Annotated in this window: 26 protein-coding genes and 1 pseudogene; 15 read left to right on the forward strand and 12 right to left on the reverse strand. The window is 61.7% G+C overall.

Going from position 1 to position 25438, the window contains the following annotated elements; all coding sequences use genetic code 11:
• Positions 1-26 precede the first annotated feature (26 nt).
• Together msrA and B6S01_RS13435 are read left to right on the forward strand one after the other, a co-directional pair.
• Entirely contained in the window at positions 27-560 is a 534-nt protein-coding gene (gene msrA / locus B6S01_RS13430; protein WP_037463362.1) for a peptide-methionine (S)-S-oxide reductase MsrA, read from the forward strand.
• Positions 561-704: 144 nt separating this feature from the next.
• The gene (locus B6S01_RS13435) at positions 705-935 is read left to right on the forward strand and encodes a hypothetical protein (RefSeq protein WP_051908065.1); all 231 of its coding nucleotides are present in this window, start codon (positions 705-707) and stop codon (positions 933-935) included.
• Positions 936-941: 6 nt separating this feature from the next.
• Here the strand turns inward: B6S01_RS13435 and B6S01_RS13440 are convergent, their stop codons facing one another.
• Positions 942-1895: an L-threonylcarbamoyladenylate synthase gene (locus B6S01_RS13440; RefSeq protein ID WP_037463356.1), complete on the reverse strand. Its 954-nt coding sequence runs from the start codon at positions 1893-1895 to the stop codon at positions 942-944.
• 110 nt (positions 1896-2005) lie between these two features.
• On the opposite strand from B6S01_RS13440, the gene B6S01_RS13445 reads away from it, so the two are divergent.
• On the forward strand, positions 2006-2824 hold the full coding sequence (locus B6S01_RS13445; protein ID WP_037463354.1) for an ATP-binding protein: 819 nt from the start codon (positions 2006-2008) through the stop codon (positions 2822-2824).
• On the opposite strand, the gene B6S01_RS13450 is transcribed toward B6S01_RS13445, so the two are convergent.
• Complete coding sequence (locus B6S01_RS13450; RefSeq protein WP_037463353.1) at positions 2825-4153, reverse strand: PQQ-dependent sugar dehydrogenase; 1329 nt, start codon at positions 4151-4153, stop codon at positions 2825-2827.
• A gap of 42 nt (positions 4154-4195) precedes the next feature.
• Positions 4196-4369 (reverse strand): hypothetical protein, encoded by a 174-nt coding sequence (locus tag B6S01_RS21380; protein WP_169802840.1) that lies wholly within the window; start codon positions 4367-4369, stop codon positions 4196-4198.
• Between the two features lie 215 nt (positions 4370-4584).
• Between B6S01_RS21380 and B6S01_RS13455 the strand changes: the two genes are divergently transcribed.
• Positions 4585-4794, forward strand: coding sequence for a hypothetical protein (locus B6S01_RS13455; protein WP_174525895.1), 210 nt, complete (start codon positions 4585-4587; stop codon positions 4792-4794).
• A gap of 33 nt (positions 4795-4827) precedes the next feature.
• Here B6S01_RS13455 and argC read toward each other — a convergent pair whose 3' ends face one another.
• From argC to B6S01_RS13475, 4 genes are read right to left on the reverse strand one after another with little or no spacing between them, the layout of a single operon-like run.
• Complete coding sequence (argC, locus tag B6S01_RS13460) at positions 4828-5772, reverse strand: N-acetyl-gamma-glutamyl-phosphate reductase (protein ID WP_037463352.1); 945 nt, start codon at positions 5770-5772, stop codon at positions 4828-4830.
• The gene (locus tag B6S01_RS13465; protein WP_037463350.1) at positions 5769-6677 is read right to left on the reverse strand and encodes a C40 family peptidase; all 909 of its coding nucleotides are present in this window, start codon (positions 6675-6677) and stop codon (positions 5769-5771) included. Before B6S01_RS13465 ends, argC begins: the two co-directional genes overlap by 4 nt.
• Positions 6637-7044, reverse strand: a complete 408-nt coding sequence (locus B6S01_RS13470; protein WP_037463348.1) for a MarR family winged helix-turn-helix transcriptional regulator — start codon at positions 7042-7044, stop codon at positions 6637-6639. Before B6S01_RS13470 ends, B6S01_RS13465 begins: the two co-directional genes overlap by 41 nt.
• Positions 7045-7099: 55 nt before the next feature.
• A complete protein-coding gene (locus B6S01_RS13475) occupies positions 7100-8503 on the reverse strand; it encodes a leucyl aminopeptidase family protein (RefSeq protein WP_037463346.1) in 1404 nt (467 codons plus the stop codon).
• Positions 8504-8642: 139 nt separating this feature from the next.
• Between B6S01_RS13475 and B6S01_RS13480 the strand changes: the two genes are divergently transcribed.
• A complete protein-coding gene (locus B6S01_RS13480) occupies positions 8643-8843 on the forward strand; it encodes a hypothetical protein (protein ID WP_037463410.1) in 201 nt (66 codons plus the stop codon).
• Positions 8843-9688, forward strand: coding sequence for a DUF4163 domain-containing protein (locus B6S01_RS13485; protein ID WP_081570417.1), 846 nt, complete (start codon positions 8843-8845; stop codon positions 9686-9688). The genes B6S01_RS13480 and B6S01_RS13485 overlap by 1 nt, the downstream gene beginning before the upstream one ends.
• Before the next feature lie 42 nt (positions 9689-9730).
• On the opposite strand, the pseudogene rimO reads toward B6S01_RS13485, so the two are convergent.
• From rimO to serS, 4 genes and pseudogenes are all read right to left on the reverse strand, one after another.
• Positions 9731-11097, reverse strand: a pseudogene (rimO, locus tag B6S01_RS13490) (30S ribosomal protein S12 methylthiotransferase RimO).
• Positions 11098-11150: 53 nt separating this feature from the next.
• On the reverse strand, positions 11151-12209 hold the full coding sequence (locus tag B6S01_RS13495) for a potassium channel family protein (RefSeq protein WP_037463345.1): 1059 nt from the start codon (positions 12207-12209) through the stop codon (positions 11151-11153).
• 19 nt (positions 12210-12228) lie between these two features.
• Positions 12229-12993 (reverse strand): 5'/3'-nucleotidase SurE, encoded by a 765-nt coding sequence (gene surE, locus B6S01_RS13500; RefSeq protein WP_037463342.1) that lies wholly within the window; start codon positions 12991-12993, stop codon positions 12229-12231.
• A gap of 94 nt (positions 12994-13087) precedes the next feature.
• Positions 13088-14365 carry a serine--tRNA ligase gene (gene serS, locus B6S01_RS13505; protein WP_037463340.1) on the reverse strand — a complete coding sequence of 426 codons (1278 nt, stop codon included), beginning with the start codon at positions 14363-14365 and terminating at the stop codon, positions 13088-13090.
• A gap of 91 nt (positions 14366-14456) precedes the next feature.
• Here serS and B6S01_RS13510 point away from each other — a divergent pair, with 91 nt between their 5' ends.
• The 4 genes from B6S01_RS13510 to B6S01_RS13525 all read left to right on the forward strand — a co-directional run bounded on the left by B6S01_RS13510 (position 14457) and on the right by B6S01_RS13525 (position 17122).
• The gene (locus B6S01_RS13510; protein ID WP_037463403.1) at positions 14457-14897 is read left to right on the forward strand and encodes a host attachment family protein; all 441 of its coding nucleotides are present in this window, start codon (positions 14457-14459) and stop codon (positions 14895-14897) included.
• 131 nt (positions 14898-15028) lie between these two features.
• On the forward strand, positions 15029-15526 hold the full coding sequence (locus tag B6S01_RS13515) for a hypothetical protein (protein ID WP_234810769.1): 498 nt from the start codon (positions 15029-15031) through the stop codon (positions 15524-15526).
• A 705-nt stretch (positions 15527-16231) separates the two neighbouring features.
• Positions 16232-16696, forward strand: a complete 465-nt coding sequence (dksA, locus tag B6S01_RS13520) for an RNA polymerase-binding protein DksA (RefSeq protein ID WP_037463338.1) — start codon at positions 16232-16234, stop codon at positions 16694-16696.
• A gap of 63 nt (positions 16697-16759) precedes the next feature.
• Positions 16760-17122: a PilZ domain-containing protein gene (locus B6S01_RS13525; RefSeq protein ID WP_037463336.1), complete on the forward strand. Its 363-nt coding sequence runs from the start codon at positions 16760-16762 to the stop codon at positions 17120-17122.
• A gap of 117 nt (positions 17123-17239) precedes the next feature.
• Here B6S01_RS13525 and B6S01_RS13530 read toward each other — a convergent pair whose 3' ends face one another.
• On the reverse strand, positions 17240-17395 hold the full coding sequence (locus B6S01_RS13530; protein WP_081570468.1) for a YdcH family protein: 156 nt from the start codon (positions 17393-17395) through the stop codon (positions 17240-17242).
• A gap of 185 nt (positions 17396-17580) precedes the next feature.
• Between B6S01_RS13530 and B6S01_RS13535 the strand changes: the two genes are divergently transcribed.
• The 5 genes from B6S01_RS13535 to B6S01_RS13555 all read left to right on the forward strand — a co-directional run bounded on the left by B6S01_RS13535 (position 17581) and on the right by B6S01_RS13555 (position 25423).
• Positions 17581-17760 carry a YdcH family protein gene (locus tag B6S01_RS13535; RefSeq protein ID WP_037463399.1) on the forward strand — a complete coding sequence of 60 codons (180 nt, stop codon included), beginning with the start codon at positions 17581-17583 and terminating at the stop codon, positions 17758-17760.
• A 118-nt stretch (positions 17761-17878) separates the two neighbouring features.
• Complete coding sequence (locus B6S01_RS13540) at positions 17879-18358, forward strand: DUF1465 family protein (protein WP_037463334.1); 480 nt, start codon at positions 17879-17881, stop codon at positions 18356-18358.
• Between the two features lie 114 nt (positions 18359-18472).
• Positions 18473-20479: an autotransporter assembly complex protein TamA gene (locus B6S01_RS13545; protein ID WP_407695204.1), complete on the forward strand. Its 2007-nt coding sequence runs from the start codon at positions 18473-18475 to the stop codon at positions 20477-20479.
• Positions 20479-24654, forward strand: coding sequence for a translocation/assembly module TamB domain-containing protein (locus B6S01_RS13550; protein ID WP_037463330.1), 4176 nt, complete (start codon positions 20479-20481; stop codon positions 24652-24654). Before B6S01_RS13545 ends, B6S01_RS13550 begins: the two co-directional genes overlap by 1 nt.
• Positions 24655-24769: 115 nt before the next feature.
• The gene (locus tag B6S01_RS13555) at positions 24770-25423 is read left to right on the forward strand and encodes an outer membrane protein (protein WP_037463328.1); all 654 of its coding nucleotides are present in this window, start codon (positions 24770-24772) and stop codon (positions 25421-25423) included.
• The last annotated feature ends 15 nt before the right edge of the window (positions 25424-25438 follow it).

Genomic DNA, 25438 nt, shown 5'->3' on the forward strand with positions numbered 1-25438 from the left:
GCGCCAGGCAGAATAAGGACAGGCAAATGGCGCAAGACATCGCGACGCTGGCAGGCGGCTGCTTCTGGTGTACCGAAGCGGTGTACCAAAATCTGAAGGGCGTCCAGGCAGTCGAAAGCGGCTATATTGGGGGGCAGCGACCCAATCCGACCTATGAGCAGGTATGCTCTGGAGCGACAGGCCATGCCGAGGCGATCCGCATCACCTACGACCCGCAGGTGATTTCCTACGGCGATCTGCTCGACATCTTCTTTGCGACGCATGATCCCACGACGTTGAACCGGCAGGGTAATGACGTGGGCACCCAATATCGCTCGGCCATCTTTCCCCGTTCGTCCGAGCAGGAGGCCGAGGCAAGAGCCGCGATTGCGCGCGCGCAGCCCGATCATGGCAGCCCCATCGTCACGACCATCGAAGCCGACGCGCCCTGGTATCCGGCCGAGGACTATCACCAGAAATATTGGGAGCGCGCAGGAGATCGGAACCCCTATTGCATGGCGGTCATCCCACCCAAGCTCGCCAAGCTGCGCAAGGGGTTTGCTGAGCGGATCGAGGGCTAGACCGGCCATGTAGACCGCCGCAAGGGGTTGGCTGCATCCCCCTTTCCGCCTAGGGTGGGGTTAATCCCGGCAGTTTCATCCTGCATCAAGTGTTTCAGAGGGCTCCGAGTGCGCGTAATTTATTCATTGGCTGCGGCCGGGGTCATGCTGATGCTGCCTGGCTGCATTGCGAAGACGGCGCTGGACGTCGCGACCATGCCGGTGCGCGCTGGAGCGCAGGCTGCTGACTGGGCGACCACCAGTCAGGACGAAGCTGACCGTAATTATGGCCGTCGCATGCGTGAGCAGGAGGCGCGGGAGAGCCGGGAACGCAAGAAGGCGGAAGAACAGCGCCGCCGCGAATGCCGGCGCGCCGGTTACAAGGATTGCGGCTGACCTGCTTTAGGCTGCCGCCCTTTGCAGCCGGTCGTTGATCGCGATCCCGATACCCGCATCGGGTATCGGTGCAACAGCGATCTGCGTGGCCGCGCTTGCATCAGCGATATGCAGGGCGGCGAACAGATTGGCAGCTGCTTCCTGCACATCGGCATCGGGGCTGAGGTTGATATTGCAGGGCATCAATCCGAAACCGATCAGATATTCGTCCTTTTCAGCCTTCAGCGCGTTGAGCCGAACCGGCTTTGACGGCGCATAATGGCTCTCCAGCTGACCGGGGGCTTCGATCTTTTCATCGCCGCTGGTCACCACGGCAAGCCCCGTCGCCTGTTCCAGCATCTGTGCCGTGACCGGCCCGGGCCGCAGCAATCTTATGCGGTCAGCCTCAGGCGCGACAATCGTGGATTCCAGCCCTTCGCTGGTCGGCCCTTCATCCAGGATCAGCCGCACCTTGCCATTCAGGCTGGCGAGAACATGTTCCGCCCGCGTCGGGCTGATCGCGCCGCTGCGATTGGCAGAGGGTGCGGCGAGCGGGCGTCCGCTTTCCCGGATCAGTGCGCGCATTGCGGGGTGGGCAGGCAGTCGGAGCGCCACCGTCGGCAGTCCCGCCATCACGAGGGGCGACAACCCGCTTGTGTCCCGCACCGGCAACACCATTGTCAGCGCGCCCGGCCAGAAGCGTGCGGCTAGCTTTTCCGCCACGGGCGAAAAGACCGCAAGCTGCTCCGCCATTTCCTTGTCCGCGACATGAACGATCAGCGGGTTGAAGCTCGGTCGCCCCTTGGCGCTGTAGATTGCCGCGACGGCGCTGGAATCCGTCGCATCGGCGGCGAGGCCATAGACGGTTTCCGTCGGCACCGCGACCGGCTCGCCTGCTCGAATCAGCAGCGCGGCTTCGCGTAGAGCCTCCCTGCCATAAGGACAGATCCGGGTGGAAAAGGCAGGATTTGGGATGGTCACGGCCCCAGCGGTATAAGCTCGACCGCAGGAGAGTAAAAGACCATTACTACAGCAGAATGACAGGAACTTGACCGCTTGCCGGGGCTGGGGAGGGGGGCTAAGCCCGGCCCATGAACGACAACCTCCTGAGCCGCATTGCCGAAGCACTCGAACGGATCGCGCCGCCGCCCGCCCGTTCGGCGGACCTTGCCGCCGCTCCAGCCTATGTGTGGGATGGCGTGGCGATCCAGGCGGTCGAAGCATTTGCGCCGGTTGATTATGACCTGCTGACCGGTATCGACATGCAAAAGGAGACGCTGCTTGAAAACACGCGCCGCCATGCCGCTGGTCATGCCGCGCATGACGTCCTCCTCTGGGGCGCGCGAGGGACTGGCAAGTCGGCGGTTGTCGCCGCCGTTGTCGATCGGCTTCAGCGTGGGGGCGAGGATGTCGCCTTGTTGCAATGTGCGATAGATGAGCTGGGCAGCCTGCCGCGCCTGTTCTCATTGCTGCGCGCCACGCAACGCCCGTTTATTCTGTTCCTCGATGATCTTGGCTTCGACGAAAATGGCGTGGGCGATGCGCGGGCGCTGCGCTCGCTTTTACAGGGTGGTACAGCCGCGCGCCCGGCCAATGTCCGCCTCTATGTGACATCCAATCGCCGCCACATCGTTCCGCGCCATCTTTCCGAACAGGATGATCCCGTCAATCCACGCGACGTCATCGACGACAAGATGGCGTTGTCCGATCGCTTCGGCCTTAGCCTGGGCTTCCATGCCATGGACCAGGATGCCTATGTCGATATCGTGAGCGGCTATGCGGCCAGCCTTGGCCTGACCTTCGATCCGCTTGAGGCCATCCAGTGGGCGACCCAGCGGGGCAGCCGGTCCGGCCGTGTCGCCTGGCAATATGTGGTTGAACTTGCGGGGCGCAACGGCATCGCCATCTGATCAGCGTGCGCCGGTAACTCGCCAGATAATGCCGCCAACGTCGTCGCTGACCAAAAGCGCGCCCTTGGCATCGGCGGCGACATCGACGGGTCGGCCGCGCGCGTTTCCATCCGCGTCGAGGAAGCCGGTCAGCACATCGACCGGCTTCGCCTTGCTGACCTCGCCATTCGCGGCGAAGGGTACGAAGACCACCTTGTAACCGGCGGCTGGTTTGCGGTTCCAGCTGCCGTGCAGACCCACGAAAGCGCCGTTCGCGAACGAACCGCCAATCTTTACCTTGTCGGCAAATGTCAGGCCAAGAGGGGCGACGTGATTGCCCAGCGCATAGTCGGGCCTTTTGGTATATTCGCGCAATTCGGGCCGCTGCGGTTGCACGCGGCGATCCTCATAGCCGCCCCAATAATTCCATGGCCAACCGTAGAAGCCGCCAAATTCCAACCGCGTCAGATAGTCGGGCACAAGGTCGCTGCCCAACATGTCGCGTTCATTGACGACACCCCATAGCGCCCCGCTATTGGGTTCGAATGCCAGACCCACCGGATTGCGGAGTCCAGAAGCGTAGATGCGATAGCCGCCGGTCTTGGGATCGACCTCTAGCACGGCGGCGCGGTTGGCTTCGCTGTCCAGCCCGTTTTCACCGATGTTGCTGTTGGAGCCAACGCCGACATAGAGCAGCCCTTCGGGGCTCACCGTCAGGCTTCTGGTCCAGTGATTGTTGGGCGCACCGGCTGGGAGATTCAGGATCTTGCGTCCCTTTGCCGTGATGCGCGTGTCGCCTGGCTTGTAGGGGAAAGCCATTAGTGCATCGGTATTCGCGACGTACAAAGTGTCGCCGACGAGCGCCATCCCATAGGGGGAATGGAGGCCCGTCAGGAACGCCGTCTTTGTTTCCGCGCGGCCGTCGCCATCGGCGTCGCGCAGCAACGTGATCCGGTTGGCCGAAGGCACGCCTGCGCCGGCTTTATCCATCAGATAGGTCATGACCCGATCGACGATTCCGCTGATCGGCCGGGGCGGGCTGTTGGTTTCGGCGACCAAAATGTCGCCATTGGGCAGCGTCAGCATGGACCGGGGATGCGCCAGTCCTTCGGCAAAGCGCGCGACGGCCAGGCCTTGCGCCGCCGTTGGCTTCTGATCGGCGGTCCAGACCTTCACCTCGGCCACGTTGATGGTCGGGATCAGCTCGCTGCGCGGCGCGGTGAAAACCGGTTCCTTGCCTGTGTCCGCGCCTGCCGCCAGCTGCGCTTTATCCCCTTGCGCCAGATAGATAATGACGCCCGTAGCGATGAGCAGGATGATAAGGGTGATGGCGATCAGATGTTTCTTCATGCGCCCTTGTCTATGCTGCGATCAATCGCGCGGCAAGGCGTCCTATTGCCCCCGTTCGCGCAGCCACAGCAGCAACGCGATCACCCCGCCCAGCGCCGCTCCAGCCAGCAGCCCCGCGCTGGGCTGACCCAGCATGCCGCCCGCTATTGCGCCCGCCAGGATAAGGAACGCGATGATGGCGCCAGCGCCGGTCGGATTCTTCTTGCCGTTGGTCATCCCCCGAGCCCTTGCCACGGCCGGGACGACAAGGCCAGCGCCTTTGCTCGATGCGCCATTCCGGGACGTCGGTTGTGCCGCCGCTGGACGGGTGTGCCGCATCGGGACTTGGCTAATGGGTTGTTCACCCTCGAAAACCGCCGCCTTCGGACGAAGCGCGAAACTGGCACAAGGATTGAACGGAAGCGCTTATCGGGTTTCAATCGGGGGTCGTCATGCAGTTGCCATATCTTTCGGGTCGGCGGAGCTATGAGGACGCGGCCGAACTCATGGCGGCTTTTGGTGACAATGCAGGCTATGAGGCTGCAGCGCGCGCCGACCGCAGCCGGGACCTGGGCAACCACATCCATTTCTGCCACTGGCGCCAGATCGAGCGGCTCATCGTGCTGCTGACTCATGATGCACCGCTGGGAACGGTTCACTGACCCAGTACGCAACCGATCGATAACTTGGTCGGCTCAGAGCCGCAGACCTGCGGTCTCTGGTAGTCCGGCGAGAATGTTGAGGTTCTGCACAGCCGCGCCCGCCGCGCCCTTGCCGAGATTGTCGAGCGCCGCCACCAGCCGCACCTGACCTGCCGCCTCATTGCCGAACACGAACAGTGCGAGCCGATCGGTCGCGCCCACATGTTCAAGCGCAAGCTGGCTGGTCGTGGCGCTTTCCTCCAGCGACGCGACGCTCACCAGCGGAGATCCGGCATAAGCCTCCGCCAAGGCTGCATGAATGTCCCTCACCTTGGGTGCGGCCGCCATGGCGTTCAACTGCAGCGGCACTTCGACGATCATGCCGCGATAGGCATTGGCCACAGCGGGCGCGAAAATCGGCGCGTGAGCGAGGCCGGAATAACGCTGCATCTCCGGGATATGCTTGTGCGCCAGGCTGAGGCCGTAGGGACGGAAAGCGGTGGGCGCACCCTGCGCCGCTTCAAACTCCGCGATCATCGCCTTGCCGCCGCCCGAATAGCCGGACGCGCCCGAGACGGAGACAGGCCAGTCAGCAGGAAGCAGCCCCGCGAGGACCAGTGGCCGAACCAGCGCAAGGAAGCCGGTTGGCCAGCAGCCCGGATTGGAAACGAACCGCGCATTCGCCAGCTTTTCCCGGTGGCCCGGTTCCAGTTCGGCGAAACCATAGGTCCAGCCTGCCGCCACGCGGTGCGCCGTGGACGCGTCGATCACGCGCGTATGGCCGTTGTCTATCAGAGCCACAGCTTCCCGTGCGGCATCGTCCGGCAGGCACAGGATGACAATGTCCGCGGCGTTCAGTGCTTCCCGGCGCGCGCCCGCATCCTTTCGCTTGTCGTCATCCAGCGTGATGACGGACAGTTCAGGCCGTCCCTCCAGCCGCTCGACGATCTCCAGGCCGGTGGTGCCAACGCCGCCATCGATGAAAATCTTATGGGTCACGCGCCGATCCTCCGCCGCGAAATGACAGGTTGCGCGTGGTCGATGGCTAACCGCGACACGACATCGGCCAGAGGTTCGATCACTACCGCCATCCAGTGCGCGTTGGCATGCAGCAGGTTTTCGGCGTCCGTCATGATGCCGACATGGCCGGGAAAGAAGATGAAGTCGCCGCGCTTCGCCGCTTCGTCCGAAGGAAGGGGGCTGCCGATTGCATCGCGTTGAAGGTCGGTGTCCCTGGGCGCGCTGATGCCGCACTGGCCCAACGCCACCTGCGCAAGTCCCGAGCAGTCGATGCCGCGATGACCCCGTCCGCCCCAGACATAGGGCTGTCCAAGGTAGCGCAGCGCCACGGCGACCCAATCGGTCTCCAGCGCATCGACGCTTACGGCGTGCCGTGCATGCACAAAGCCTTCGGCGCAGGCGATGAAGCCATCCTGCGCTTCTCCCCGGAACAGCGCTCCACCTGGCCAGTAGTCGCGTACCGGTGATTTGATGTCTGGCGCGCTGAACAGAGGTGCGGTCCCCGCGAAGACGCGATGATTCGTTTCCTCGTGGATATCCAGCGCATCGCGCCGCACGTAGCCGACATAGCCGTCATGCCCACAGAAGCCCCAAGCCCAGTCGGTCGTTACGTCCAGAGCATGGAAGCTTTCGCCCCGCAGCAATTCGCTGACCGCGGTCGCGGTGATGGAAGGCGCGGAGAGCAGGGGAGCGCCGGCAGCGACGCAGGTCAGCTCGATCGCCCTAGCGTAATGCGCCGAAAACAGCACGCCCGCCAGCGACAGATCCGCCAGATCGCCGCGCGCAGCGTGAATCCGGCTGTCGAGCTTTACAGAGCGGCCATCCAGCTTGAATCGAATGCGTTCAGGGGGTGCGTTCCGCGGAGGAGAGTTCATGGAGTTCATCGCGGCCGGTTCCTGCGATGAAATGGTGAAAGGCGTCAAGGAATTCCGCCCCTTTGGGGGTCCGTGTGATGAAAATATTACGTCGATCGGCGGCATCCCGCTCACGGCGGAGGTAGCCGAGTGCTGACAGCTTGTTGAGCGCCCGCGTAATGACCGGCTTGGAAACGTGGAGCGCTTCGGCGAGTCCCCTGACGGTGTGAGGGCCTGACATGATGTAAACGGTCATCATCAGCGCCATCTGCCGATTGGTAAGATCGGGCCTGCCGGATCGTACATAATCGACCAGCGTACGCATCCATTGGCCAAGCGGTTTCAGACCCGGGCGGTTCAGCTCAGTCGTCTGATCCTGTGCAGAGGAGACATCCATGACCCGGTAACGCACAATGGCCAATCCGGTTGCGTAACGGCCTCACGTCACGGGATCATTTCTGCGTTGAATTTCCATAGCGCTGCTGAAGCAGATGGAAAACCGCCCGCAATCCGAGCGCTTCGCCGCCCTTTGGTCGGCCAGGTCGGGGGGAAGGGCGCCAGGCGAAGGTGTCCAGGTGCATCCATTTTGTCTGGTCCGGGACGAAGCGTTTGAGGAAGAGGGCGGCAGTAATGGCGCCGGCAAAGCCGCCTTCGCCTGCATTGTTGATGTCTGCGATGTCAGACTTGAGCATTTCCGCATAGCCGTCCCAGAGCGGTAGCCGCCAGGTCGGGTCGTCTACCTCAACGCCAGCGGCGTCCATGTCGGCGGCGAGGTCATCATCATTCGTGAAAAGGGCGGGAAGGTCGGGCCCAACCGCGACGCGTGCCGCGCCGGTAAGGGTTGCATAATCGATGACCAGTTCCGGCTTGCTCTCCCCAGCCAAGGCCAGCGCATCGGCCAGCACCAGCCGTCCTTCCGCATCGGTGTTGCCGATCTCTACCGTCAACCCCTTGCGGCTGCGCAGTATATCTCCAGGCCGGAACGCATTGCCGCCCACCGCATTTTCTGCCGCCGGAATCAACAGATGCAACCGCACAGGCAAGTGCGCGCCCATGATCAATCTGGCCAGCGCCAATGCGTGCGCTGCCCCGCCCATGTCCTTCTTCATGAGGCGCATGGCCGAGGAAGGCTTGATATCCAGCCCGCCGCTGTCGAAGCAGATGCCCTTACCGACAATGGCGATGAGGGGGTGCGCGGGATCGCCCCAATGCAGTTCGATAAGGCGGGGTGCGAACGCCTTGTCGGCCGCGCGGCCAACGGCATGGATCATCGGAAAGCCTTGTTCGAGCGGATCGCCCTTGGTGACGGTGAAGCGCGCCCCAAAACCCTCGGCCACCTTCGCCGTTTCAGCTTCGAGTTGCGCAGGGCCCATGTCCCCCGCCGGTATGTTGACCAGATCCCGCACCAGCGCGACGGCTTCGGCCAGCCGGACGGCCGGATCGATCTGGGCAATCTCTTCCGTCAGCAGCACGCGCGCGCCGGTTGAATTTTCATCGCGGCGATAGCGGTCGAAGCGATACTGCGCGGTCAGCCAGCCCAGCATCGCTGGCCCGGCTTTGCCGTCTGCGAGCCGATAGTGCCCCTCTGGAAGGACTTCCGCCAACTTGGCGAGGCACCAGCTGCCCAGTTTCGATCGGTTAGCGACACCAGCGATGACCGACCAATCGGCGGAACCATCGCCTGGGATGATTGCATATTCGTAGCCCTTGCCCGCGAATTTCTGCGCGGCGGTGATCTCGCGCACTCGCTCCGGTTGGGCGTTGAGCCAGGATTCGAAGCTCTCCGCATCGACGAGATGGATCATATGAGCGGCCTGATTGTTGTCCGCTCTGAGCAGGTTGGAATAATCGGTCATGCCTGGAGTCTGGACAAGGACGCGATGGTTTGAAAGCCCAATTTTCGCCGCGTTGTCGTCTCACTCCGACCACGCAGCATTTGCGTGGCGCAGGCAACAGGCCTAGATTGACGCAAAGCCAAAGAAGGAGAGCGACATGATGATGCATGGCGATAATGCACGGCTTCAGGCGCTTAGGGCGCGTGCTTACCAGCTGGCCGAAACCGGGCGGTTCGATGGCGCTCATGCGGTCGAACAGGCGCTGGTCGCGGAAGGGTGGGCCAATGCCGCCGCGGCCTTGCAGAGCGGCTATACCCGCAAGGCGATCAGCGAGCGTTGTCTGGCAGCCAAGCCGCATTGATGCTGCGCCAGATTAATGGGAAGGCAGGGCCGCTCCTCGGACTGACCCTGTTTTTCTGCGCCTGTTCTCCGTCGGCGCAGGATCAGGCAGGAACAACCGCCAACCACAGCGGAAATGATACGGCGACGGCAAAGTTCGTCAGCCGTATGGCGGGTGCGGAACAGTCAGCGGCGCCATCCGCGAAGCCATTTCAACAATCTGAAAAGACGGATCTGCTCGAATTCCTATATGCTTGGCCCGCGCAAGCGGCTGCGGTGCCGGACATCGTGGCCAAGTTTCGCAAGGATATGGACAGCGGCAAGGCCGACGCCTTGAAAATGGCCGCAGACGATCGCAAGTCCGCCCAGCAGTCGGGCTTTCCCTTCCATGCCCATAGTCTCGAAACGCGCTGGACCGTCGCTGCGGACACGCCCCGATTTCTTTCGTTGCAGTCGAGCCGTTACACTTACACGGGCGGCGCGCATGGCATGACCGGCTATGATACGCTGCTCTGGGACAAAGCGCGCAAGCGCGAGACGAGCATGAGAACTGTCATGACGTCACCGTCCGCCTTCGCGGCAGCAATAGGTGATGCTTTCTGTTCCGGCCTTGACCAGGCAAGAGCGGAAAAGCGCGGTGGTCCTGTCATGCGCGGTGATGATCCCTTCACTGAATGCGTCGATCCGATGAAGGAAACATTGGTGCCTGTCTCCAAGGACGGCAAGCTGATCGACGCCATTAAAGTCGTGATCGGCCCCTATAGCGCCGGACCCTATTCAGAAGGCACCTATGAAGTTCTGCTGCCGGTGGGTGAGGCGATGCGCAAAGTCATCAAGACCGAATATCAGGATGCCTTCGCCAGATAGATCGGTTCGCCGGACTTATGCATGGCTGTCGCTAGCTGCGCGCTATGCGGTGGGCACCCCGAAAAGATCGTGCTCATCGGCATCTTCGATCCTTACATCGAAGACGTCGCCTGCCTTGCGGCCTTCACCGACATCGCGCAGGAATACATTGCCGTCGATTTCCGGCGCATCTGCCTGGCTGCGCGCGGTTGCGCCGATCGATCCATCCTCGTCCGGTTCGCCGACCTCATCCACAATGACGGGCAGCACCCGCCCGACTTTCGCGGCCAGCTTCGCGGCGCTGATCGCGGCGGTTTTTTCCATGATCCGCTGATAACGCTCTTCCTTCACCGCCTCCGGCACCGCGCCGGGCAGATCATTGGCAGCCGCGCCTTCGACAGGTTCGAAGCGGAATGCTCCCACCCGGTCCAATTGCGCCTCGTCCAGCCAGTCGAGCAGATATTGGAAGTCCGCTTCCGTCTCGCCGGGAAAGCCGACAACGAAAGATGACCGGATCGCTATATCGGGGCAGATGTCTCGCCATTTGCGGATACGGTCCAGCACCTTTGCCTCGTTCGCCGGGCGCTTCATGGCTTTCAGCACATTGGGCGATGCATGCTGAAACGGAATGTCGAGATAGGGTGTCAGCAGCCCTTCGGCCATCAACGGGATCACATGATCCACATGGGGTAGGGGTAGACATAATGCAGGCGCACCCAGGGCGCATTGCCCTCGGCCGTGCGCAATTGACCAAGCTCGCGGGCCAGATCGGTCATGTGCGCGCGGACTTCGCGGCCCTTCCAGTTGCGCGGCTCGTGCCGGGTATCGACGCCATAGGCCGATGTATCCTGACTGATGACCAGCAGTTCCTTCGTCCCGGCGTGTACCAGTTTTTCCGCTTCGCGCAGCACCGCGTCCACGCGCCGCGAAACCAGGTCGCCACGGATCGAAGGGATGATGCAGAAGGAGCAGCGATGGTTGCAGCCCTCCGAGATCTTCAGATAGCTGTAATGGCGCGGCGTCAGCTTGAGTCCGCCTTCGGGCACCAGATCGACAAAGGCATTGGGCACCGGCGGCGAAGCGTCATGCACCGCATTGACCACCTGCTCATATTGATGCGCGCCCGTGACCGCCAGCACCTGCGGGAATTTCTGGCGGATCAGTTCCGCTTCATCGCCCATGCAGCCTGTGACGATGACGCGGCCATTTTCCGCAATCGCCTCACCAATGGCTTCCAGCGACTCTTCCTTGGCGGAGTCGAGGAAACCGCAGGTGTTGACCAGCACCACGTCCGCCCCGGCATAGTCGGCCGACATCAGATAGCCGTCGGACCGCAGCTTGGTCAGGATGCGCTCGGAATCGACCAGATTCTTGGGACAGCCGAGCGACACCATGCCGACCTTCGGCGCTTCAGGAATTTTGGTTGCCATGATCGGCGCGCACATAGGGATTTTTGCGCCAAATGTCACGCGACACTGAAAGGTCAGCGTAAATCGGGAGTCTCGCCGACGGCATCCCCTTGAACGATCTCGATGATAAGATCGCCCGGTTCCAGTTTGCGGGCGCCGTCTTCCCAAAAGCCGACCACATCTGCGCCGCGATGAATCCGCAAGCCCAACCCCGTCGTGATGGCCGACAGAGGCTTGCCGATTTCCTCCGGCAACACCGATCGCTCGTTCAGCTTCACCCGTCCGCCTGACGCAGCCAGGTCCGCCATATAATCGGCGATATGGCGCCCGCTCGTGCTCCCTGCCAGCAGCAGCCCGGCAAAGCTGACCGGATTGATCACGGTCGTCGCACCCGCCTGCCGTGCAGGAAGTTCGTTGTCCTCATTACGCACGACGATACTGATTGGCAGGCGCGGCGCGAGGTGCCGTGCGGTGAGCGTGATCAGGATAGAAGTGTCGTCGCGTCCCGCCGACACGATCATTGTGCGCGCGCGGTCGATGGCGACATCCTTCAACGTCCTGTCGCGCGTCGAATCGCCGCACATGACATTGCAGCCCAGATCCTCGGCCTCAATCAGCGCCCTTTCCTGGGGATCGACGACTACGATCTCGCGCGGATTGACGCCGCGCGCCAGCAGTTCGCGCACAGCCTCGCCGCCACTGGTCCCAAATCCGGTGACGACGATATGATTATGCAGATCAGCCTGAATACGCGCCATGCGCCACCTGTAGAAGATATTGCGGAGGAAAAGGTTATAGGCCGTTCCGAGAAAGATCAGCCAGACGAAGAGCCGTATCGGCGTCACCAGCAACGCTTCGAACAGGCGTGCCGCCGGGCTTACCGGCACAATGTCGCCATAGCCTACGGTCGTTACCGTGACGGTCGTGAAATAGAGAACGTCGATGAAGCTGATATGGTTGTCCAGATTGTCCTTCAGTCCGTCTCGCCCGAGCCAGTGCAGCGCAAGAACCACTGCGATCAGTCCGAAGACCAGCGCCACCCGCCATGCGAGGTCAGCCCATATCGGTATCGCCGACCGCCGTCGCAAAAAGCCGGTCTGGGCCATTGGGAGGCGGGCGGGATTGATCCTCATCGCGTGCGCGGCCTGCCCGTCACTTCACAAACAGTCGAGCCGTGGCGGCCATCGCGCTATCTTGCGTCAGATCGTAATGAAGCGGTGTAACCGTCACATAACCCTCCGCGATTGCGGCCAGGTCGCTGCCCTCGGGCACTGCTGAACTGCTTCCCAGGCCGAACCAGTAATAGTGATAGCCACGCGGGTCGGTCCCTTCGACGATACGCGTCCGGTCAATGTCGTGGAACCCCTGCCGCGCAACGCGGATGCCCTTCACCGCCTGAGGATCGATAGCCGGGAAGTTCACGTTGAACAGCAAGCGCGGGCTCGCGGGCATGGCGATCAACGGTCGTAATACCTGTTCTCCCCAAGCGCGGGCCGTGGCGAACGGGACGGCGTCGCCCATCCCCTCGCGCGAGTAGACCTGGCTCAAGGCTATCGACTTGATGCCCGAGATAGCACCTTCCATCGCGGCGGAGACTGTGCCGGAATATGTCACATCCTCGGCCAGGTTGGCGCCACGGTTGACGCCGGAAAGAATCAGGTCCGGCTTGGCGTCCTTCATCAGTTGTCCGACCGCCATCATCACGGCGTCAGTCGGAGTACCGGTGACGCTATAATGCCGCTCGCCATGTTGGTGAATGCGCAGGGGACGCGTCAGCGTCAGGCTATGGCCGGCGCCCGACTGCTCCTCCGACGGAGCCACGATCCAGATATCGTCGGAAAGTGTCCGCGCAATTTCCTCCAGCACCTTCAGGCCGGGCGCGTGCACGCCATCATCATTAGTGAGCAGGATACGCATAGACACTCTCTAACATCCGTTCGCATCGAGCGAAGCCGAAAAGCCGATTCCCCCATTTCTCGACATCGCCGGAAACGAACGGGGCAGGCAGTGATCAGCGGGGCACAAGCCGCGTAAGCCCGCCCATATAGGGCAGCAATGCTTCCGGCACGACCACGCTGCGATCATCCTGCTGGTAATTTTCGAGTACCGCGACCAGCGTGCGGCCGACTGCCAGCCCGGACCCGTTCAGCGTGTGCAGGAAGCGTGTCTGCTTTTCGCCTTCCGGCTTGTAGCGCGCGTTCATCCGGCGTGCCTGAAAGTCACCGCAGTTGGAGACCGAGCTGATTTCCCGATAGGTCCGCTGGCTGGGCAGCCATACTTCCAGGTCATAAGTCTTGGCGGCGGAAAAGCCCATGTCGCCGGTGCACAGCATCATTTTGCGATAGGGCAGGCCGAGTGCCTGGAGGACGCCTTCGGCCGCGGCGCACATGCGGTCATGTTCGGCATCCGATTCTTCGGGCTTGCAGATCGCGACCAGTTCCACCTTTTCGAACTGATGCTGGCGGATGAAACCGCGCGTGTCGCGTCCGGCCGATCCTGCTTCCGATCGGAAACAGGGGGTCAACGCCGTAAACCGCAGCGGCAAGCTATCGGTTGCCACGATCTGCTCGCGCACCAGATTGGTAAGGCTCACCTCAGCGGTGGGGATAAGCCAGCGCCCGTCCGTCGTACGAAACAGATCCTCGGCGAACTTGGGAAGTTGCCCGGTGCCGAACAGCGCATCATCCCGCACCAGCAGCGGCGGGTTCACTTCCTCATAGCCATTCTCGCCAGATTGGCGATCCAGCATATATTGCGCCAGCGCCCGGTGCAGCCGCGCCATCTGACCGCGCAGCGCGGCAAAGCGCGCGCCCGACAATGCGGCGGCGGCTTCGAAATCCAGCCCCAGTGCAGGGCCGAAATCGGCATGGTCTTGCGGCGTGAACGTGAATTGCTTTGGCTCGCCCCAGCGCGCGACCTCCACATTGGCCGTCTCGTCTTCGCCCTCTGGCACATCGGGGGCGGGCAGGTTGGGGATGGCCGCAAGCATCGCGTGCAGGCGTTCGCTCACATCCCGGTCCTCATTTTCCAGCGCGGGCATGCTTTCCTTGAGCGCAGCGACCTCGGCCTTTAGCGCCTCTGCTTTCTCCATGTCCTTTGCCGCCATCGCTGCGCCGATAGCCTTGCTTGCTTCGTTGCGGCGAGCCTGGCCCTGCTGCAATTCCGTCTTTAGGGCGCGGCTGCGTTCGTCGAGCGCCAATATCTCGGTGCTCAGCGAAGACAGGCCGCGGCGCGCCAGGCCGGTGTCGAATGCTGCGGGATTTTCGCGGATCAAGCGGATGTCATGCATGCGTCTGCCCTATGCCGTTCCGCGTCAAGCCGCGCAACCCTGCGCGCTCCCGGCCGTTTGTCAGGTGAATGATAAGGGAAAGGAGCCGATAATGTGGATTGATCATGGCGCGATGGTTCTTGTCGCCGATGGACGCAAGATGCTGGTGTTCAGGAACAAGGGTGACCGCATGAATCCCAATCTGGAAGCCGAAACGGTCAAGGTGCAGGACAATCCCTACGACCGGGATCACGCATCTGACGCGCCCGGCCGAGTATTTAATTCAGTGGGCAGCCGGCGTAGCGCCATGGAGCAAACCGACTTTCATGAGCTGGAAGAGACGCGCTTCGCGGTGGAAGCCGCCGATCTGCTCAAGCGGGGCGCCCTTTCCAACGATTATGAAAAGCTGATCGTCGTTGCGCCGCCCACGGCTTTGGGCGAAATGCGCAAACATTATCACAAGGAAGTGCAGAGCCGCCTGGTGGGAGAGATCGCCAAGGATCTGGCCAATCATCCCGTGCCTGAGATTGAGCGGATCATCGCCCAGAGTTGAACAAAGGTCGTAACCAAGGCGACAACGAAAAGGGCGGTCCACCAAGGCCGCCCTTTCTGATTGTCATGCGCTTGTCAGGACGTTAGGCAGCTTTCTTTCGCTCGGCGAACCGCCGCCTTGCGATCAGTGCGATGGCCCCGGCACCGAATAGCAGGACCATCGGCGGCGCAGGGACTTCCGTGCCCCCGGTGCTGGTCGATCCCCCGGAACTGCTCGAAGAGCTGGAAGACGAACTGCTCGAAGATGAGCTTGAGGAGGAAGAGGAGGATGACGACGACGAGCTGGAGCTCGAACTGGAAGACGATGAACTGCTCGTCACGTTACCGCTGGACGTGGACACATTCCCGCTCGATGTCGATACGTTGCCGCTGGAGGTAGATACGCCACCTGTCGATGTGGAAACCCCGCCGGTGGAAGTGGAAACCCCGCCCGTCGAAGTCGAAACGCCACCTGTTGTCGAACTGGTCGAGCTGCTGATCCCGCCGGTGGAACTGCTGGTCGAGGATATCACCACCGATCCGCCGCTGCTTCCGCCGCCGCTGCCGCCGAAGAACCCACCGATGAAGCCGCCCCCCCAAAGCCGCCACCACCAGCCATCACTACCGGCGCCGCGCCGCCGCCCGACATGACCGGCATTTCACCTGCCACCATCGGCGGAGGCAGGGGGATTGGCGCGCCCTGCGTAGTCACCGTGAGGGTTTGCGGGGCGCAGGACGTGACCGTCTTGACGACCTTGCGCTTTACGGCGCGGACGGGATAGCGCTTGCGTGGCGCCGCCTTCGCGCTCTTGGAGCTGTGGACCACTGCGGGCCGGGGGCTTTCCGCGACATGCACCGCGCCCCCACCTATGATCGCACCACCGCAGGTGCAGGCGCATAATTTGGCCAATGCCATCCGTACCGACATAGGGATCCACTCTTGTTCATCTTCAAGCTGTTCTGGTCATATCCGTTGACATCAACGACCGGAGAGCTGTTGCCTTCGTATAACAACGCAAAAGAACAGGTTAACTTCAACACTGTTAACCTTGAATGTGGTCGATAAGTGGATGAGGTATATAACGAAAGGCCAACTTTTATGGTTAACGTCTCATTATGAAACGCCGATCGTTGCTTGCGAGTATTTGTATTTTCCAAGGGGAAGTGATCGATGAGGGGCAGGAGGCTTTTGCCAACCCCGCCCTTTTTTCGTTGACCCGCTGGTCATGGCGGTAGTGACCGTTCAGTGGAATGCGTGCTTGTGTCGTCTCTCACCGCTCGTTATTAGGCGCCGTCAATCATAAGTCATGGGCGACCGGCAGTTTTCCGCCGGCGCCTCTCGAGTCGGAGAGCCAGATGGCATCGGTCCTGAATTCCGATAAAGACGGCCAAAATCCGCCAAAATCGGCTGTAATGCTTCCCCCCGACTATCGCCCTTCGCCTGATGAAGAGTTCATGAATCCCATGCAGCTCGAATATTTCCGGCGGCGGCTCTGGGACTGGAAAAAACAGATACTGGCAGAGGCGGAAGGCACACTTGCCGTTTTGCAGAATGAACCGCTCCGGGAGCCCGATCTGAACGATCGAGCGTCGAGCGAGACGGATTGGTCCATCGAACTGCGCACCCGCGATCGCCAACGCAAGCTGATCTCCAAGATCGATGCCGCGTTGCGCCGTATTGACGAGGGCGAATATGGATATTGCGAAGTGACCGGCGAACCGATCTCGCTCGGACGCCTCGAGGCGCGGCCAATCGCAACCATGACGGTCGAGGCGCAGGAGCGGCATGAGCGTCAGGAAAAGGTTTCGCGCGACGATTAACGCTTTGTCCACCGCTCGCTGGCAAGATCCGGGAAAATAGCGGGTCATTGCAAGGGATTGGACATGGACAGCGATCAGGGAATGGCGGAACGAGGCCCGGCTCGGTCGGGTCCGCGTGACAGCCTGTTCCTGCTCACCAACTTGAAATCGAGCGAGGGTACGCCGCTTGGTCGTGCGCGCGTGCGCAACCTCTCCGCGACCGGTCTGATGGCCGATTGCGAACGGCCAGTGCCCGCGGGTTCGGTCATCATGCTCGAGCTACGCGGCGTGGGCCGCGTCAACGGCAAGGTTGTTTGGTCTCGCGAGGATAAGATTGGCGTCGCCTTCGACGAAGAAATCGACCCGCAACTTGCTCGCAACCCCGTATCTGTCGGGGCGCGCGAACGCACGCCCACCTATTTTCGTCTGCATCAAATCGGTCGGTAAGAAATGAGCGCAGGTTTATGCGGTAGTGCGCTCGTCCCCTTCATTTTCCTGTAGGGGAAGGGAAGGGAAGGGCGGGCGGCCTGCCTGGCTACGCCGCGCCCCTCTCTCAATGTCGGATCAGTTTCGCGACATTTCCTCTTTCAGCCGCAATTTCTGCTTCTTGAGCGAGGCGACCAGAATCGCGTCCGGCATCGGCCGACTCGACTCCGCCTTAATTCGCGCCTCAAGCCCTGCATGCTTGGCCGAAAGAGCTGAAATGTGGCTATTTTCCATGACATTCTCCTGATGAGGGTAATGGACGAATGAGTAGATCATAATTCAATCGCTCTGTCTTTCCGCGAATCGGGCTTTGCGACAGGTCGCGCGCAAATTTGCGATGGTCCGATTGGGCATGCCGGGCTATCAGGGGCCGTCCGCAAATGGCTGAAAGTGGGTAGTGGGTGAGCCGGGAAGACATCATGCGACGGCTGGAACTGCTGCGGGTCGAGCATCGCGATCTCGATGACGCCATAGCCGCGCTTGTCGAAAGCGGAGGCCGCGACCAGATGCAGGTTGCACGCCTGAAGAAGCGCAAGCTGCGGCTGCGTGACGAGATCGCTCTGCTCGAAGATGCGCTCGTCCCCGACATCATCGCTTGAAGGCTATTGACCGATTGTTGGTTAACTTCGGTCAGACCGGCCCTGAATGAGACAATCTCACCGGAAACGCGCGCGTCGGGACTGACAAGCGTACGCTTTTATGTCAGTGATTCGGCCTATGTCTCGTGCCGTCACTCTTGACCGTGGCCTGCATCGACGCCTGGTCGATGGCCTTTATCTGGAAGCCATGGTCATGGCCGACGAAGCGCGCGCCTATTTCGATCTGCGCGATACGGATGAGCCGGAATTGGAAGACCCCCTCCGCCGGGTTTCCTTTGCATGCGAATCGCTCAAGGTCACGACACGGCTGATGCACATAATCGCCTGGCTGCTGAGTCAGCGGGCATGGCAGCGCGGTGAGATCGCAGACGCGGACCTGGCGGACGAAAAATACCGGCTTGGCCGCGCGACCAATACGGATGCCGAGATCGTGGCGTCTTTCCCTTTTGCTGCGCGCGCAATCATCGAGGCGAGTCAGGACCTTTATGACCGGGTTGCGCGCCTGCAGGATCGCATGGACCGGATGGCCGGTTCGCGTGGTCAGCGGGAAAGCAGCCCGGCTCGCGCGTTGATGGATCGGCTGAACACAGCCTTTTGAAATCTGTGCAAGACCTGGCGCGATCATTGCCATACGGGCTGGCGCTTCCTTTCCCATTTGGGCTAGACCGTTGATATGAACACGGGCTTGCGGACTTGGCGCCGCGTATCAGCCATGTCGCAAGCCACCCGGCTTCTTGCCCTGCCGCTCTTGCTGGCGGCCCCGGCCGCTTATGCCCAAACCGCTGCATCGCCGGGGAGTGCCGCCGATCCCGAGATGCAACTCGACCCAATGCCGGACCTGGGTGTGGATTGGCCGGATATGGAGCAGTTCGATACCGTCGCGCCCCTGCAACCGGATCCAGCAGATGTCGTCGATATGACTCAGCCGCCGGAAGAGGAAGCGGCTGATCCCGTTGAGGAGGAAACGGATCAAGTCACGGACTTCGCGGATTCGGGCGAAGAGCGGCGATACTCGGTGCAGTTGAACGGTATCGACCAGATTGCAGATGTGCAGTTCGACACCCGCTTCAAGGAATTGTCGGTCCTGCGAGAGGGCGAAGGGAAGCCAGCCAATCTTGCGCAGATAAATCGGCGCATCAAGGAAGACAGTGAACTGCTCGACCGCCTGCTGCGCGCCAAGGGCTATTACGCCGCCCGCATCCGCAGTTCCGTTTCTCCACCTTCGCCGGGTGGAGACCGGTTGGGCGTGCGTTTCGACATCGTTCCGGGTGTACGTTATCTGCTCTCTTCCATCGATCTTCCGGGGCTGTCTGCGGCAGGAGAACGCGCACCCAAGCTGCGGGAGGCCTTTGCAGTCCACTCTGGCGACCCCGTCGATGCCGACGCCATTCTCGCGGAACAGGAATCCCTGTCGGTCGCTCTGCTCGAAAGCGGTTTCCCCTTCGCGCAGGTCGGCGAACCGGAGGTCCGTATCGACCATGAAGAGCGCAAGGGCGATCTGGACATCGTCGTGACGCCGGGCGCCTACCGGACTTTCGGATCGATCATCCTGAATGACGAAAAGCTGTTCAGCGCCCGGCATGTGGCGCGGATCGCCCGCTTTGATCGAAACGACCCCTATATGGCGTCGGATGTCGAGGATTTGCGGAGTGCAATCGTTGCAACGGGACTTGTATCATCGGTCACGTTGACGCCCAAGGACGCTGGTGACGGCGAACATGTCGATCTGGCGGTAGATGTCCACCCAGCACCGCTTCGTACGATCGCCGGGGAACTGGGCTATGGCACGGGCGAAGGTTATCGCGCCGCCGTCAGTTGGCAGCACCGAAATCTGTTCCCGCCCGAAGGCGCGGTTACATTGCGCGGGGTGTTGGGCACGCAGGAGCAGACGGCGTCCTTCACCTATCGGCGCAACAATTTCCGCAAGCGAGACCATGTGCTGACCGGACTTTTTTCGGTCAGCAACATCAGGCGCGATGCCTATGACGCCCGGACGATCACCCTGTCCGGCGCGCTGGAGCGGCAGAGCAACATCCTGTTCCAGAAAAAATGGGTCTGGCGGGTCGGTACTGAATTGATCGCGTCGGACGAAAGAGATGCTTTCAGCGGGGGCAGCAGGCGCACCTTCCTCATCGCAGCAGTGCCACTCAGTTTGACCTATGACGGCAGCGACGATCTTTTGAACCCGACCAGCGGGTTCCGGCTCGGTGGTCGCCTCAGTCCCGAACTTTCTTTCCAGAACAGGACATTTGGTTATTCACGCGTCCAGTTGGACGGCAGTATTTATCAACCTGTCGGCGATCGCATCGTGTTCGCTGCGCGGGCGCGGTTCGGGACTATCCTGGGTTCGACAGTCGATCAGATTGCGCCGTCCCGCCGTTTCTATGCGGGCGGCGGTGCTTCGGTAAGGGGCTATGGCTATCAGGCGATTGGCCCACGCGATGCCGATAATGATCCAATCGGCGGCAAGAGCCTCGCTGAATTCTCGCTGGAATCGCGCGTACGGTTCGGCAATTTCGGCGTCGTGCCTTTCATTGATGCAGGCAATATTTCCACCAGCTTCCTTCCGCGGTTTCGCGACCTGCGCATCGGTGCTGGCCTGGGCGTGCGCTATTACAGCAGCTTTGGACCTATCCGCGTGGATGTGGGCACGCCGTTGAACCCGCAGAAGGGCGATCCGCGAATAGCTGTTTATGTCTCGTTGGGGCAGGCCTTCTGATGGGGGAGGATCAGCCTCAGGACAAACCAAGGCGCCGCCGCGCATGGGATGCGGGGTGGCAGCGCTGGCTGACTGGACTGTTCGCCCTTTTGCTGGTTATTACTGCGGGTGCGGTTGTCTGGCTCGATACGTCGGCAGGACATCGGTTCCTGGCCTCGCGTATCGCCGGGATCAGCCCGCCTTCCGGCCTTCGCATACGTGTCGATCGGATCGAAGGCAGCATATATCGGCGTGCGGTGCTGCATGGCGTCACGCTGTCCGATCCCAACGGAGTTTTTCTGGCCGCGCCGCGTGTGGAACTGGATTGGTGGCCGCTGGCGTGGCTTTCCAATCGGCTCGACATTGACCGGCTGGCTATCCCGGTTGCCAGGCTCCACAAATTGCCGCGGCTCAATCCCTCCAGGCAGGAAGGGCCGATCCTTCCCGGCTTCGACATTCGGCTGATGGAGTTTTCCGTAGGCCGCCTTTTGATCGACAAAGGGGTGAGCGGGCGGGCGCAGACCGCGACTATTTCCGGCGATGCGGATATTCGCGGGGGACGCGCGATCATCGACCTCTCCGCGCGCGCGCTGGATGGAGAGGATGCTCTCAACATCGCGCTGGACAGCCGACCCGATGATGATCGCTTCGACCTCGACGTCACCCTTAACGCGCCGCGAGGCGGCGTCCTGGCGGCGATGGCCGGATTGCGACAGGACGGCAATCTTCGCGTCCGGGGCAAGGGCAGTTGGACCCGCTGGGACGGCCGCCTTGCAGCTACGCTGGATGGCTCCCCGGCGGTCGATATGGCTTTGGCGGCACGAAGCGGAATATACGCTGCTACCGGGTCGATAGAGGCATCCGCCATTGCCGGGCAGGGACTGCTACAGCGGCTCTCCGTGCCGCGCATCGCGATAAAGGCGCGCGGGTCGTTGAAGGAGAGGGTGGTCGATGGCACCCTGTCGCTGCGCTCGGCGGCTGTCGACATCCATGCAGACGGCGCTATCGATCTGCGCAACAACGCGCTCGACAATATATTGCTCGATGTGAAGCTGACGCGGCCGCAGGCGCTGTTGAAGTCGATGCGCGGGCAAGATGTGGCGGCGAAGGTACGGCTCGATGGACCCTTTTCGGCGTTCGGTTATGAATATCTGTTAAGCGCCAGGCAGCTCACCTTTGACCGCACGGTCATCAGCGATGTGCGCGCTGACGGCAAAGGGCGCAAGGCGAAGAATGGCGCTACACTGATCCCTGTTCGCCTGCGCGCGCGGCGACTGGATGGGCAGGGCGAGCTGCTTGAGGGAATCGTCCGCAATTTCATGCTGGATGGCATGTTGCAACTGAAGGGGCAGCAGATCGTCAGCAATGCGATGACGATTCGGTCTGACAAGCTGAACGGCAAGTTGCTGATGCTCGCCGACCTCAAGACCGGCCGATATGACTTTGGACTGGACGGGCAGATACGTAGCCTTTTCATTCGCGGTCTCGGCATTGTCGATCTCACCTCAAAGCTGCGGGCCGTGCCGGGGCCAAAGGGCGCATTCAGCCTGAGTGGGAGCGCGATGGCCAGGATGCGCCGGTTGGACAACAGCTTCCTGCAAGGGCTGGGCGGAGGGCTCCCGGTCCTCAAAAGCGGTCTGTCGTTGGGGCCTGACGGTCAGCTGATGTTCACGGGGCTGCGCCTTGAAGCGCCGCTGCTCAGCGTCTCGGCAAATGGATATCGCCGTCGCGACCGGACCTTCCATTTCGAAGGAAGTGGCACCCATAGCCGATACGGACCCCTACGGCTCACACTGGATGGCAGGATCGAGCGGCCGACCGTCGATCTGCTGCTGAACCGGCCACTGGATGCGCTGGGGGTCACCGACATGCGGGTACAGCTCGACCCCAATAGCGAAGGGTACAGCTTCACGGCGCAAGGGGGATCGACGCTGGGCGCCTTTACGGGGAATGGCGCCATACTGCTTCCCCCCGGGGGACAAGCCGTGGTGAGGGTTGCCCAACTTGCTGCGTCCGGGGTGACGGCAAGCGGGGACTTGCGCCCGGTCACCGGTGGCCTTGACGGGCAACTGGCTGTGGCCGGCCCCGTGAAAGGCAGCATCGCCTTTACGCCGGTGAACGCGATGCAGCAGCTGGTCCTCAAGCTGGACGCGGCCGACGCCAGCTTTGCGGGCCCAACCATTATCGCGGTGAGACGCGGGAAGCTGGACGCAACGGTTCTGCTCGATCCGGCAGGCACATCGATCAAAGCTACCGTGCAGGCGCGCGGCTTGCGCGTCGGCGGACTGCTGATTGGTCGCCTGGCTGCAAATGCCGATCTTGTGGGCGGGCGGGGTTCGGTGAAAGCCAGCGCGTCGGGCCAGCGAGGGCGCCTGTTCGACCTGCAGGGGGATGCCGAGGTTGAACCGGATCGGATCCGGGTCGCAGCGCGCGGCACGATCGACAAGCGCTCGATCCGCCTGACCCGCACGGCGGTCTTTACCCGCAGTGCTGATGGCTGGCGGTTGTCGCCCGCGACGATCAGCTATGCGGGGGGATCGCTGCAAATCGGCGGAGAATTGAGCGGCATGACGACAAGCATCGAAGGACGCATGCAGAAGCTGCCTCTTTCGCTGCTGGATATTGCGTATGACAATCTGGGTCTGGGCGGCACGGCCACTGGCTCGCTCAGCTATGTTCACACGCGCGGCGCGATGCCTGTCGGAAAGGCGGAACTGCGAGTGCGGGGCCTATCCCGATCCGGATTGTCGCTCAGTTCCCGACCGGTCGATGCGGGGGTCAACGCAGTCCTGACACGTGATCGGCTGGCGGCGCGCTTGTTGTTCGCCGTCGGCGGGCAGACTATCGGCCGGGCCCAGATATTGCTGACGCCGCTTGGCGTGGAAGGCAGCCTTGTGGAGCGGTTGAACCGGGCGCCGCTATTTGGGCAACTGCGTTATAGAGGCACGGCAGACACGCTGTGGCGCCTCACCGGGGTTGAGATCATCGATATTTCCGGCCCGGTGAGCGCTTCTGCGGACGCGCGTGGGACGCTGGGCAACCCCGTGATTGCAGGTTCTCTCTCAACCGATGACGCCGCCATAAACAGTGCCGTCACCGGTATGCGGCTGCATAATGTGAAGGCGCGAGGCCAGTTTTCGGGCGCACAACTTGTCATGTCGAGCTTTTCCGCCAACGCCCAGAATGGCGGAACTGTCACGGGTGCGGGCAGCTTCACTTTTGCCGGGATTGCTGGTGTGGCGATGGAATTGCGGTTGCAGGCGGATAACGCCGCCCTACTGGAACGGGATGATATCGCTGCAACCGTGACCGGGCCAATCACGTTGCGATCGAATGGGGCCGATGGCACCATTGGCGGCGACCTGCTGCTCAACCGGAGCCGCTTCACCTTGGGCCGGGCCGCAGCCATAGCGCAAATTCCGGAGCTGCGCGTTACCGAAATCAACCGAAATGGTGAGGAAATTGAGCGCCCGCGCGCGAAGAGACCATGGGCGCTGGCGATCAAGACGCGTGCTCGCAATCGCCTGACCGTCACCGGGCTTGGGCTGGACAGCGAATGGCGCGCCGATCTGGATATTAGCGGCACCGTGACGAGTCCTGCCATCGCGGGCACGGCGCAGCTGGTTCGCGGCGAATATACCTTCGCTGGCCGCCGTTTCGACCTTCGCGAAGGCAAGATACAGTTTGACGGCCGTACTCCGGTGAACCCTGTGCTGGACATCGATGCGGAGGCCAACGTCAACGACCTTACGGCGGTGATTCATGTCGGCGGGACGGGTCTGAAACCTGTCATAAGCTTTACCAGCATACCCGCGCTGCCGCAGGACGAACTGCTTTCACGGATACTGTTTGGAACGTCGATCACCAACCTGTCGGCACCCGAAGCCTTGCAACTCGCATCCGCTGTGGGATCATTGCAGGGTGGCGGCGGGCTTGATCCGATCAATGCCGTGCGCAAGGCGGCGGGACTCGACCGGTTGCGCATTATCGCAGCGGACCCGGCACAGGGGCAGGGCACGTCGCTGGCAGCTGGGAAATATCTTACGCGCAAGACCTATGTGGAACTCATCACTGACGGCCAGGGCTACTCGGCTACACACATAGAATATCAGGTCACGCGGTGGCTTTCTCTATTGGCTGCGATCTCGACGTTGGGTCGGGAGAGCGCGAACGTGCGTATATCCAAAGACTATTGACGTTGCTTAAATGCCACATTTTCAACTGTTTATCTGAGGTTCATGCAACCATCGCAGACGCACGGGACTTTCTACACTTCCTCCTCAAGGAGGTAAGTGATGGATGGAGTACCCTATGCGAAAGATAATGGTCGCAACCCTGTTGGCCGGATCGGCCGTCGCCTCTCCCGCCCTGGCGCAAGACGCCGGCACGACCTTCACTGGTCCTCGGGTCGAAGCGATCCTGGGCTATGATCATACCGGCGCAGGCAGCAGTGTAGATAATGACAATGGCAATGATGACCAGTCGATCGACGGCCTGCTCTATGGCGTCGGCGCGGGCTATGATTTCAATCTAGGCAGTGCTGTCGTTGGCATCGAAGGAGAGTTTACCGACTCGACAGCCAAAAGCAGCCGCAATCCCTTTACCGACCAGTTCGGTTTCGGACGTGTGAGCCAAGGCCGTGACCTGTATGTCGGCGCGCGCGCGGGCATACTCGCCAGCCCTAACACGCTCGTCTATGTGAAGGGTGGCTATACCAACACCAAGCTGAACGTTCTGGCGGGCGACACGGACGAAACCACCGATACGTCGTTCAAGCTCGATGGCTGGCGTGTTGGCGCCGGTGTAGAGCGCGCCTTTACCCCGAACATGTTCGGCAAGGTGGAATATCGCTATTCAAAATATGACAGCGCGCAAATCGACTTCATGGATGGCGCGACGAGCAGCGAGTTCGACATCGACACCGATCGCCATCAGGTCGTGGCCAGCGTAGGCTGGCGTTTCTGATTTAACTCGGGGGGA

Origin of the sequence: Sphingobium herbicidovorans (assembly GCF_002080435.1) — a bacterium.
Taxonomy (GTDB): Bacteria; Pseudomonadota; Alphaproteobacteria; order Sphingomonadales; family Sphingomonadaceae; genus Sphingobium; species Sphingobium herbicidovorans.

What these genes read in the sequence shown, in the direction of transcription:
- msrA (WP_037463362.1), top strand. Translation starts at nt 27, where the DNA reads ATGGCGCAAGACATCGCGACGCTGGCAGGCGGCTGCTTCTGGTGTACC.
- B6S01_RS13435 (WP_051908065.1), top strand. Translation starts at nt 705, where the DNA reads ATGCTGATGCTGCCTGGCTGCATTGCGAAGACGGCGCTGGACGTCGCG.
- B6S01_RS13445 (WP_037463354.1), top strand. Translation starts at nt 2,006, where the DNA reads ATGAACGACAACCTCCTGAGCCGCATTGCCGAAGCACTCGAACGGATC.
- B6S01_RS13450 (WP_037463353.1), bottom strand. Translation starts at nt 4,153, where the DNA reads ATGAAGAAACATCTGATCGCCATCACCCTTATCATCCTGCTCATCGCT.
- B6S01_RS21380 (WP_169802840.1), bottom strand. Translation starts at nt 4,369, where the DNA reads ATGACCAACGGCAAGAAGAATCCGACCGGCGCTGGCGCCATCATCGCG.
- B6S01_RS13455 (WP_174525895.1), top strand. Translation starts at nt 4,585, where the DNA reads ATGCAGTTGCCATATCTTTCGGGTCGGCGGAGCTATGAGGACGCGGCC.
- B6S01_RS13465 (WP_037463350.1), bottom strand. Translation starts at nt 6,677, where the DNA reads ATGAACTCCATGAACTCTCCTCCGCGGAACGCACCCCCTGAACGCATT.
- B6S01_RS13470 (WP_037463348.1), bottom strand. Translation starts at nt 7,044, where the DNA reads ATGGATGTCTCCTCTGCACAGGATCAGACGACTGAGCTGAACCGCCCG.
- B6S01_RS13475 (WP_037463346.1), bottom strand. Translation starts at nt 8,503, where the DNA reads ATGACCGATTATTCCAACCTGCTCAGAGCGGACAACAATCAGGCCGCT.
- B6S01_RS13480 (WP_037463410.1), top strand. Translation starts at nt 8,643, where the DNA reads ATGATGCATGGCGATAATGCACGGCTTCAGGCGCTTAGGGCGCGTGCT.
- B6S01_RS13485 (WP_081570417.1), top strand. Translation starts at nt 8,843, where the DNA reads ATGCTGCGCCAGATTAATGGGAAGGCAGGGCCGCTCCTCGGACTGACC.
- B6S01_RS13495 (WP_037463345.1), bottom strand. Translation starts at nt 12,209, where the DNA reads ATGAGGATCAATCCCGCCCGCCTCCCAATGGCCCAGACCGGCTTTTTG.
- surE (WP_037463342.1), bottom strand. Translation starts at nt 12,993, where the DNA reads ATGCGTATCCTGCTCACTAATGATGATGGCGTGCACGCGCCCGGCCTG.
- serS (WP_037463340.1), bottom strand. Translation starts at nt 14,365, where the DNA reads ATGCATGACATCCGCTTGATCCGCGAAAATCCCGCAGCATTCGACACC.
- B6S01_RS13510 (WP_037463403.1), top strand. Translation starts at nt 14,457, where the DNA reads ATGTGGATTGATCATGGCGCGATGGTTCTTGTCGCCGATGGACGCAAG.
- B6S01_RS13515 (WP_234810769.1), top strand. Translation starts at nt 15,029, where the DNA reads ATGGCCCCGGCACCGAATAGCAGGACCATCGGCGGCGCAGGGACTTCC.
- dksA (WP_037463338.1), top strand. Translation starts at nt 16,232, where the DNA reads ATGGCATCGGTCCTGAATTCCGATAAAGACGGCCAAAATCCGCCAAAA.
- B6S01_RS13525 (WP_037463336.1), top strand. Translation starts at nt 16,760, where the DNA reads ATGGACAGCGATCAGGGAATGGCGGAACGAGGCCCGGCTCGGTCGGGT.
- B6S01_RS13530 (WP_081570468.1), bottom strand. Translation starts at nt 17,395, where the DNA reads ATGGAAAATAGCCACATTTCAGCTCTTTCGGCCAAGCATGCAGGGCTT.
- B6S01_RS13535 (WP_037463399.1), top strand. Translation starts at nt 17,581, where the DNA reads ATGCGACGGCTGGAACTGCTGCGGGTCGAGCATCGCGATCTCGATGAC.
- B6S01_RS13540 (WP_037463334.1), top strand. Translation starts at nt 17,879, where the DNA reads ATGTCTCGTGCCGTCACTCTTGACCGTGGCCTGCATCGACGCCTGGTC.
- B6S01_RS13545 (WP_407695204.1), top strand. Translation starts at nt 18,473, where the DNA reads ATGTCGCAAGCCACCCGGCTTCTTGCCCTGCCGCTCTTGCTGGCGGCC.
- B6S01_RS13550 (WP_037463330.1), top strand. Translation starts at nt 20,479, where the DNA reads ATGGGGGAGGATCAGCCTCAGGACAAACCAAGGCGCCGCCGCGCATGG.
- B6S01_RS13555 (WP_037463328.1), top strand. Translation starts at nt 24,770, where the DNA reads ATGCGAAAGATAATGGTCGCAACCCTGTTGGCCGGATCGGCCGTCGCC.